This is a genomic window from Pseudomonas sp. CGJS7 (assembly GCF_036961695.1).
Map to the genome: position 1 here is coordinate 1 of NZ_JBAMDI010000227.1, position 8651 is coordinate 8651.

The following is an 8651-nucleotide window of genomic DNA, read 5'->3' on the forward strand; positions in this document are numbered from 1 at the left end:
CATCTTCACCGTCGGCGCGCGCTGGGTGCGGCGCTGGTTCACCGAGGGCAACGTCCCGGTCAAGATCGGCGTGCTGGTGCTGCTGGCCGGAGTGGCCGCGCTGCTCAAGTACGCCAGCGACCAGGGCTGGATGAAGGTGCCGATGGAGGTCCGCCTGACCGGCATCGCCCTGGCCGCGATGGCCGGGCTGGTGTTCGGCTGGCGCCAGCGCGAAGCCAAGCGGATCTTCGCCCTGAGCCTGCAGGGCGGGGCGATCGGCGTGTTGCTGCTGGTGGTGTTCGCCGCGTTCAAGCTCTACGGCATGATCCCGGCCGGCGCCGCGTTCGCGATCAGCGTGGTGCTGGTGGCCGGCACCGGCGTGCTGTCGGTGCGGCAGAACGCGCTGGCGCTGGCGGTGTTCGCGATCCTGGCCGGCTTCCTCGCGCCGATCTGGCTCTCGACCGGCTCGGGCAACCATGTGGCCTTGTTCGGTTACTACGCCGTGCTCAACGCCGGCATCTTCGCCATCGCCTGGTGGCGTCCGTGGCGGGTGCTCAACCTGATCGGTTTCGCCTTCACCTGGGGCATCGGCGGCGCCTGGGGCGTGCTCAAGTACCGGCCTGAGCATTTCTCCACCACCGAGCCGTTCCTGCTGCTGTTCTTCGCCTTCTATCTGCTGATCCCGGTGCTGTACGCGCGCCGCCGCGCCGCTGGCCGACGCGATCTGATCGACGGCTGCCTGGTGTTCGGCACGCCGCTGATCGCGTTCTCGCTGCAAGCCGGCCTGCTGGAAGGCGAGCGCATGCCGCTGGCGTTCTGCGCGCTCGCTCTGGGTGCGCTGTACGCGGCGCTGGCGTGGTGGCTGCGCCGCGACCAGCGCTTCGTCGAGTTGTCCACGCCGTATGCCTTGCTCGGCGTCGGCTTCGCGACCTTGGCAGTGCCGCTGGCCTTGGCCGCGGAAGCCACCGCCTGCGTGTTCGCGCTGGAAGGCGCGGCCCTGGTGTGGCTGGGCCTGCGCCAACAGCGCTTGCTGCCGCAGCTCACCGGCGCGGGTTTGCAGCTGGCCGCGGCGTTCGCGTTCGTGATCGGCGCCAGCGATGGCGTGTGGGACGCCGAAACGCCGGTGCTCAACGCCAGTTTCGTCGGCGCGCTGTTGATCGCGCTGGCCGGTTTCGCCAGCGCCTGGAGCTATCGCCGCGTCGCCGAACGCGCGCCGGCGGTGCCGTATTACCTGTGGGGCCTGCTGTGGTGGATGGCGGCGACCGGCAGCGAGATCGCCGATTTCGTCGCCAATCGCCACGTCGCCGATGCGGTGTTGATGATCGCCGCCTTGACCGGTTGGGCGGCGAGCGAAGTGTTCCGCCGCCACGACTGGAAGGCCTTGTCGGTGACCGCGATGGTCGCCTTCGCCGTGGCCTTGCCGGTGGCGTTGGCGCAGACCGATGCGCATCGCTATCCGTTCGCGGAATGGGGCTTGGCGGCGTGGGCGCTGTATGCCGGTCTGGGCTGGCGCAGCCTGAGCAATCTGCGCGAACGCGCCGGACGCGAACTCTCGCTCGCGCACCTGGCGTGGTTGTGGGCGTGGGCGGTGGCGATCGGGCTGAGCCTGTTCCGCTGCCTGCGTCTGTCGATGCGCGAGGACGTGGCCGCGTTCGGTTCCGGCTGGACCGCGACGGCGTTGTTGTTGCCGCTGCTGGCGGCGGCCGCGCTGACTTTGTGGCGGCCGTTGGTCATCGGCCGTCCCGTGCAGCAACGCTTCGAACAATGGCGCGGCGCGGCGATGGCCAGCTTCATGGCGGTGCTGCTGCTTGCGCTGGGCTTGAGCCTGTTCGCGCCGGCCAATCCGCATCCGCTGATGTGGATACCGCTGCTCAATCCCTCGGCGCTGATGCAGTGGGCGGCGTTGCTGCTGCTCGGCTTCTGGATGGCTTCGCCGCTGATGGATGCGCGCTGGCGCGGCTGGCGGGTGCCGGTGCTGGCCATCGGCGGTTTCGTCCTGATCACCGTGGAAGTCCTGCGCAGCGCGCACTTCTGGGGCGGTGTGGACTGGGCCGAGTCGATGTTCTCCACCAGCCTGGTCCAGACCAGCCTGACCGTGGTCTGGAGCGTGCTCGGCGTGGCCGGCTGCATCGCCGGTTCGCGCCGCGGCCAGCGCGCGCTGTGGCTGGCCGGCGGGGTGTTGATGCTGGTGGTGCTGGTCAAACTGTTCACCATCGACCGCGGCCATCTGGGCAATCTGCTCGGCATCGGCTCGTTCATCGCCTACGGCCTGCTGTGTTTGCTGGTGGGCTACTTCGCGCCGGTGCCGCCGAGCCGGCCCGACCACGATTCGAATCAGCAGGAGGCTCAGGCATGAAGCGTCAAGGAATCTGGCTTGCGGCGATCGCGCTAGCGCCGTTGCTGGCCCTGGCCGGACCGCGCGAGGACTACGCGCAGCAATGGCCGCTGCAACTCAGCCGCGACGACGGCGGCGCGTATCGGGTCGTGCTGGACGATGCGGTGTACCGCCAGGCGCAAAGCGCGCAGCTGCGCGATGTCGACGCGATCGACAGCACCGGCGTTGTGGTGCCGGCGTCGGTGTTCGCGCCCGAGCAGCCGTTGGCGCGCGCGCCGCAGCGGATCAACTTGCCGTGGTTCGCATTGCCGGCGTCGCCGTCGGGTTCGGCCACGCAAGGCTGGGAGCTGATCAGCGAAGTGGAAACCGACGGCCGCCTGCGCCGGGTCGAGGCGCGCAGCACCGCCGCCGACACCGCCAAGTTGCCGCAGACCTCGTTGTTGCTCGACGCCAGCCGCGTGCGTTCGCCGATCCTGGCGCTGGAACTGGAATGGGTGCCGGGCGCGGCCCTGGACGCGGCCTACAACGTGGAAGCCAGCGACGATCTGGACCAATGGCGCAGCGTCGCCGGCAGCGGCCGTCTGGTCGATCTGCAGCGCGGCGGCCAGCGGCTGGTGCAGCGCCGGATCGTGTTCGACACGGTCGGCGAGCAGGCGCGTTATCTGCGCCTGACCCCGCAGGATCCCAAGTCGGCCGCGCAGATCAGCGCGGTGGTGGCGGAACTGGCGGTCCCCGCGGCGGGCGCGCCGTTGCAGTGGCGCGAACTCAAGGGCAAGCGGGTGGAGCAGCGCGACGGCGGCGTCGCGTTCGAGTACGAACTGGACGGGCGTTTCCCGATCCAGCAGGCCGATGTCGCGCTGCCGGGCAATCACGCCCTGGAGTGGCGACTGGACAGCCGCGACAACGAAGAACAAGGCTGGCGCGCGCAAGCCGGCCCGTGGATGGCGTACCAGGTCGCCGGACAAGGCGATGGCGACCGCTCGGCGGCACGGCAATTGTCCGAGACCTCGCGCGACCGGCGCTGGCGTCTGCGCGCCAACGGCGCGGTGCCGGGCGAGCCGGTGTTGCGGCTGGGCTATCGGCCCGAGGTGGTGGTGTTCCTGGCCCAGGGCCAGCCGCCGTACGCCCTGGTCGCCGGCAGCGCGCGCGCGGCGCGGGCGGATTCGCCGTTGGCGCATCTGGTCGAAGCCCTGCGCAAGAGCCGCGGCAAGGATTGGCAACCCGCGCAAGCCACGCTGGCTCAGCCGACGGCGTTGGCGGGCGCGGCGGCGCTGGTGCCGCCCGAACCCAAGCGCGATTGGTCGACCTGGATGCTGTGGGCGGTGCTGGTGGTGGGCGCGGCGATCGTGGTGGGTTTCGCGTTGAGCTTGTTGAAGTCGAACAAGCCGGCGGGGTCTTGAGGGCTTGAGCGTCGGCGCGGCTGCGGCCGCGCCCAGCGCTGCGGCTCAGCCGAGTTCTTGCGCGAGCCCGATCAGAATCCCTTCCGGCCCGCGGATGTAGCAGAGCCGGTATACGTCCTGATACTGGACTACTTCTCCCACCAACTGCGCGCCGCGCGTGCGCAGCCGGGCCAGGGTGTGGTCGATATCGTCCACCGCGAACATCACCCGCAGATAGCCCAGCGCATTGACCGGAGCGTTGCGGTGATCGGCGATCACCGCCGGCGCCAGGAAGCGCGAGAGTTCCAGCCGGCTGTGGCCGTCGGGCGTGCGCATCATCGCGATCTCGACTTTCTGATCGCCCAGTCCGGTGATGCGCCCGGCCCATTCGCCTTCGACCGCGCCGCGGCCTTCCAGCTCCAGGCCGAGTTCGAGAAAGAAGTCGATCGCCGCGCCGAGGTCTTCGACGACGATTCCGACGTTGTCCATCCGCTTGAGCGCCATGGGTCCGATCTCCGCTTGTCGTTTGAGCCGAGAGGCCTCGCCCTAGTGTAACCAAGGGCGGCTCGGGCGCCGCGGATCGGCGATTGCCCTGCTCAAGCCGCGTTTTCGGGCGGTGTCGATGTGCGCTGCTTCGCGCAAGTTCGCGCAGTACCTGCGCGGACCGGTGCCGGCGAGCGGCCGTGCGCACGCTGCAAACGATTGTTAGCGATGGCAGTCAGCCGGCCGCCTGCCATGCGATCACGCGCTTAGTGAGCCTGCGATCACCTCGGTTCAGCGAGTTTTTCAACGCGCTTCACAGCTGTCCGCACGCGGCAGGTTCGGCACAGTCTGCGAACTTGGCCGGCGATATCTTGCGCGCAACCGGCCCCTGGCATCGGCGGCCGTGGCAAGCGTGGTTTCGACATGGACGCCGAAGTGGTGTGCTGAAGCGGACGCTGAGAGATCGCATTGATTCCTCGATGGTCCGCCGACGAAAGCCGCAGACGCCCGATACGGGCATCCGGCCTGCTCGATTCCGATGGATGAGCGCTGTCGCGAAAATCCGCGACGGCCTGTTTCGTGCGCGTAAATCCGGGCGCCCAGACCGCGCCAGGCCCTTTCGAACCAGCGAGCGTGCGCCATGGCCGCGGATAGTCCCGTCGTCGATTCCGATGTTTCCGCCGATGCCGGACCGCGTATGCGCTCGGTGTATCGGCACCGGCGCCCGGTGCGGGTAATGCACTGGATCAATGCGATAGCGCTGATAATTTTGTTCGGCAGCGGTCTGCAGATTTTCAACGCGCATCCGCGTTTGTACTGGGGGCAGCGTTCGGACCCCGAGCGTGCGTGGCTCAGTATGGACGCCCAGGGCGGACGTGGGCATTGGCGCGGTGTCGTCCGGATCGACGGACACGCCTTCGACACTACCGGCGTGTTCGGCGCTTCCGATACCGACGGCCAGCGCATCGCCCGCGGCTTCCCCGCATGGCTGACGATTCCGAGCAACGGTCCGATGTCCGACGGCGGCGACGGCCGCTGGCCGCTGACGTCGGGGCGGCGCTGGCATTTCTTCTTCGCCTGGCTGTTCGTGATCAATGGCCTGTGCTACCTCGCTTATGGCGCGATCAGCCGGCATTTGTCGCGCGATCTGTGGCTGAGCCGCGCGGACTGGCGCGGCCTGGGACGCTCGCTGCTGGATCACCTGCGCTTGCGCCATCCCCATGGCGAAGACGCGTTGCGCTACAACGCGTTGCAGAAGCTGGCCTACTTGGGCGTGGTGTTCGTGCTCGGCATCGGCATCGTGTTGATGGGCCTGGCGATGTCGCCGCGCATGGACACGGTGCTGGCGCCGATGGTCGATGCCGTGGGCGGCCGACAATCGGCCCGGACCCTGCATTTCCTGATCGCCTTCGGGTTTGTCGGGTTCGTGATCGTGCACCTGGCCGCGATCTTGCTGAGCGGTCCGTTGAATCAGCTGCGCGGGATGATTACCGGTTACTACCGGATCGCCGAATCGCCGGGCCCGCTGGCCGCGGCGGCGGACCAACTGCCGCAAGCTGCGGACCCGCAGCTGGACCCCCTTTCTGCGGAGCAGGCGAACCATGGCCGTTGATCGTCGCGCTTTCGTCCGCGGCCTGTTGTTTCTCGCCGCGGGATCGGTTCTGGCCGGATACGACCGCATCTCGCGCAGCCAGTGGGGGCCGCAGGTGCTCAACGGCGCGGAGGCGCTGACCTCGCGCGTGCAGCGCTTGTTGTCGCCGCAGACCTCGATGGCCGAGGAATTCGCCGAGACGCAGGTGTCCAAGACCTTTCCCAGCAACGGCACTTCGTTGCCGTCGTGTCCTGGCTATCGGGCATTGCTCGCGAAGGATTTCGCCGACTACCGGCTGCGCGTGGACGGTTTAGTCAAACGCCCGGCCGATCTGTCCATCGCCGAGCTTCGCGCCATCGACGAGCGCGAGCAGATCACCCGCCACGATTGCGTTCAAGGCTGGAGCGCGATAGGGAAATGGCAAGGAACCTCGTTGGCGGCGGTGCTGGATCATGTCCTCGTCGACCTGGACCGCGCGCGTTTCGCGGTGTTCCACTGCTTCGACGAAATGAAGCCCGGGCTGCTCTACTACGAGAGCCTGGATCTGGAAGAAGCGCGGCACCCGCAAACCTTGCTGGCCTATGCGCTCAACGGCGCACCGCTGCCGGTCGCCAACGGCGCGCCGCTGCGTCTGCGGGTGGAGCGGCAATTGGGCTACAAGCACGCCAAGTATCTGAGCCGGATCGAACTGGTCCATTCGCTGGCCGACATCCACGGCGGCCACGGCGGCTACTACGAAGACACCGAAGGACGCGAGTGGTACGCGGGAATCTGAGCGCTTAGCCGCACCTGAGGCGGCCGTCGGGCGGTGCCCGCGGTCGGCGGCGCCATCGAACGCTGGGGCCGGTCGCGACGCGTCCGCCGGCCTCGTTCAGCCCGGCCGGTTTATTTCACGGCCCCGGCCCGCGACAATAGCCGCCCCAGAGCCGGCCGCGATTCCAGGCCGGCCGCGGCTCAAGCCCGCTTACACCGCATTCCAACGCATCGTCCCAGGAGACCCCATGTCCATCGTCCGCATGACCGATCTCGATCTCGCCGGTAAGCGCGTGCTGATCCGCGAAGATCTCAACGTCCCCATCGACGACGGCCGCATCACCTCCGAACTGCGCATCCTGGCCGCGTTGCCGACGCTGAAGCTGGCGCTGGAGAAAGGCGCGGCGGTGATGGTCACCTCGCACCTGGGCCGGCCGAAGGAAGGGCAGTGGAGCCAGGCCGATTCGCTGGCGCCGGTGGCTGCGCGTCTGTCGGAACTGCTCGGCATCGAGGTGCCGCTGATCAAGGATTGGGTCGACGGCGTCGAGGTGAAGCCCGGCCAGTTGGTGCTGCTGGAAAACTGCCGCATGAACGTCGGCGAGGGCAAGGACGATGAAGCTCTGTCGAAGAAGTACGCGGCGCTGTGCGATGTGTTCGTCATGGACGCGTTCGGCACCGCGCACCGCGCCCAGGCCTCCACCCACGGCGCGATCCGCCACGCCAAGGTTGCCGCCGGCGGCCCGCTGCTGATGGCCGAACTCGATGCGCTGGCCAAGGCGCTGGACAACCCGGCGCGGCCGCTGCTGGCGATCGTCGCCGGCTCCAAGGTCTCGACCAAGCTGGAACTGCTGGGCTCGTTGGTCGGCAAGGTCGATCAGCTGATCGTCGGCGGCGGCATCGCCAACACCTTCATCGCCGCGATGGGCCACGGCGTGGGCAAGTCGCTGGTCGAGAACGATCTGATCGACACCGCCAAGAAGATCATGAGCGACGCCAAGGCGCGCGGCGCCGATATTCCGGTGCCGACCGACGTGGTGGTGGCGCCGGCGTTCGCCGCCGATGCGCCGGCCACGGTCAAGCCGGTCGACGCGGTCGGCGCGGACGACATGATTCTCGACATCGGCCCGGACACCGCCGCGCGTTACGCGCAGCTGATCCAGAACGCCGGCACCGTGGTCTGGAACGGCCCGGTCGGCGTGTTCGAGTTCGACGCCTTCGGCAAGGGCACCGAAACCCTGGCGCGCGCGATCGCCGCGTCCAAGGCCTTCTCCATCGCCGGCGGCGGCGACACCCTGGCCGCGGTCGACAAATACGGGATCGAAGACGAAGTCGGTTACATCTCCACCGGCGGCGGCGCGTTCCTGGAATTCCTGGAAGGCAAGGAACTGCCGGCGGTCGCCGCGCTCAAGCAGCGCGCGGGTTGAGCGCGGTGTCCGACGCCGCCCCAGCCAAGCCGATCCTGTTCTTCGACCTCGACGGCACCCTGATCGATTCCTCGATCGGCATCACCCGTTCCATCGCCTATGCCTTGGAACAACTGCAGCATCCGGTGCCCGATGCCGAGGCGCTGCGTTCGTGGATCGGCCCGGCCCTGCGCACCAGTTTCTTGCCGTTGTTGGGCGATGAGGCGCGGGTCGAGCAAGCGGTGGCCCTGTATCTGGAGCGCTACGGCCGCGAAGGCTGGACCGAGCATCAGGTGTACGACGGCGTCGGCGAGATGCTCGACGCCGCGCGCGCGGCCGGCTACCGCATGGCGGTGGTGACCGCCAAGAACGAAGACAACGCGCGCAAGATCCTCGCCCACCTGCCCTTCGGCGCTTACTTCGAGGACGTGATCGGCTCCACCGTCGACGGGCGCTTGACCCACAAGGTCGATCTGATCGCCGAGGCGCTGCGCCGTTTCGGTTTGCAGGCCGCGCAATGCCTGATGATCGGCGACCGGCGCATGGACATCGAAGGCGCGTTGCAGCACGACATGGGCAATATCGGCGTGCTGTGGGGCTTCGGCAGCGAGCAGGAATTGCGCGAGGCCGGCGCGCAGCGGTTGGCGGCGGTGCCGGGGCAGTTGCCGGGGTTGCTGGTGGCGTGATGCTGGCGGCCGGGTTTGCGGGCCCGGCTGCCGCAGAAGTTT

Annotated in this window: 7 protein-coding genes; 6 read left to right on the top strand and 1 reads right to left on the bottom strand. The window is 68.4% G+C overall.

Annotated features, from left to right (window positions below):
- Together V7787_RS51305 and V7787_RS51310 are read left to right on the top strand one after the other, a co-directional pair.
- Window positions 1-2335, top strand: a 2335-nt coding sequence (locus tag V7787_RS51305) for a DUF2339 domain-containing protein (RefSeq protein ID WP_336095217.1), incomplete at its 5' end; no start/stop codon positions are given.
- Window positions 2332-3714: a DUF3999 domain-containing protein gene (locus V7787_RS51310; RefSeq protein WP_336095218.1), complete on the top strand. Its 1383-nt coding sequence runs from the start codon at window positions 2332-2334 to the stop codon at window positions 3712-3714. The genes V7787_RS51305 and V7787_RS51310, both read left to right, overlap by 4 nt.
- 45 nt (window positions 3715-3759) lie before the next feature.
- Here V7787_RS51310 and V7787_RS51315 read toward each other — a convergent pair whose 3' ends face one another.
- The gene (locus V7787_RS51315) at window positions 3760-4197 is read right to left on the bottom strand and encodes a VOC family protein (protein ID WP_336095219.1); all 438 of its coding nucleotides are present in this window, start codon (window positions 4195-4197) and stop codon (window positions 3760-3762) included.
- Window positions 4198-4873: 676 nt separating this feature from the next.
- Between V7787_RS51315 and V7787_RS51320 the strand changes: the two genes are divergently transcribed.
- The 4 genes from V7787_RS51320 (at window position 4874) to V7787_RS51335 (ending at window position 8609) form a co-directional block, all read left to right on the top strand.
- The gene (locus V7787_RS51320) at window positions 4874-5788 is read left to right on the top strand and encodes a cytochrome b/b6 domain-containing protein (protein WP_336095223.1); all 915 of its coding nucleotides are present in this window, start codon (window positions 4874-4876) and stop codon (window positions 5786-5788) included.
- Window positions 5778-6542: a molybdopterin-dependent oxidoreductase gene (locus V7787_RS51325; RefSeq protein WP_336095220.1), complete on the top strand. Its 765-nt coding sequence runs from the start codon at window positions 5778-5780 to the stop codon at window positions 6540-6542. Before V7787_RS51320 ends, V7787_RS51325 begins: the two co-directional genes overlap by 11 nt.
- 226 nt (window positions 6543-6768) lie before the next feature.
- Window positions 6769-7944: a phosphoglycerate kinase gene (locus V7787_RS51330; RefSeq protein ID WP_336095221.1), complete on the top strand. Its 1176-nt coding sequence runs from the start codon at window positions 6769-6771 to the stop codon at window positions 7942-7944.
- Between the two features lie 5 nt (window positions 7945-7949).
- Complete coding sequence (locus tag V7787_RS51335; RefSeq protein WP_336095222.1) at window positions 7950-8609, top strand: HAD hydrolase-like protein; 660 nt, start codon at window positions 7950-7952, stop codon at window positions 8607-8609.
- The last annotated feature ends 42 nt before the right edge of the window (window positions 8610-8651 follow it).